The organism is Protofrankia sp. Cr1, assembly GCF_963555865.1.
GTDB lineage: Bacteria > Actinomycetota > Actinomycetes > Frankiales > Frankiaceae > Protofrankia.
The window spans coordinates 10,069-10,757 of the sequence record NZ_CAUVXO010000128.1; the positions used below are offsets into that span (position 1 = coordinate 10,069).

A 689-nucleotide genomic window follows, 5' to 3' on the forward strand; every position below is an offset into this window, starting at 1 on the left:
TCGAACAGTGCAGGCAGACACGACCAGCGCGCTACGCTTGCCGTGAGGCATCAGGTCTGCCACCGATCCAGGGCCGCCAATTCAGGGAGGTGCGCCGTGACCGCGGAGATGGTCGCTCCCGCCTGGATGCACCAGCAGATCACAGCGGAGCTGTACAACTCGCTGTCCGAAGAACAGTGCAAGGACATCGAGATCGTGGACGGGATGGTCGTCATGGTCCCCAGCGCCTCCCTGCCGCATAACCGGCTGGCGAGGAAAGTCGCCAATGCCATGGAGCTGGCCGGGGCCCCGGGGTGGTTCGCCGATCTTGACTTCGATGTCCGGCTCCAAGATGTGCCGCTGACGGTCCGGCGGCCTGACATCGTCGTATACCGGGCAGGCGCGGTCGGTGTCACCCCGATGCGCCCGGAAAACATCCTCCTCGTCGGCGAAGTGGTCTCACCGGGTTCTGAAACCACGGACCGTGTTTTCAAGCCAGAGCAGTACGCCCGGGCCGGCATCCAGTTCTACTGGCGGATCGAGCACTCCGCCGCCGGCGTCCCTCTCGTCTATACCTATGTGCTCGACCCGGCCGCGGGAACCTACCGAGTCGGTGATGTCCACACGGGTGTCGTCGAAGCTGCGGCTCCGTTCCCCGTGAAGATTGACCTCACCCAGCCATAGTGCAAGCGCATCGTCTACCAGCCCAG

Annotated in this window: 1 protein-coding gene; it reads left to right on the forward strand. The window is 64.3% G+C overall.

Annotated elements, in window-relative coordinates:
- The first annotated feature begins 96 nt into the window (after positions 1 to 96).
- A complete protein-coding gene (locus U9980_RS12585; protein ID WP_416210254.1) occupies positions 97 to 663 on the forward strand; it encodes a Uma2 family endonuclease in 567 nt (188 codons plus the stop codon).
- The last annotated feature ends 26 nt before the right edge of the window (positions 664 to 689 follow it).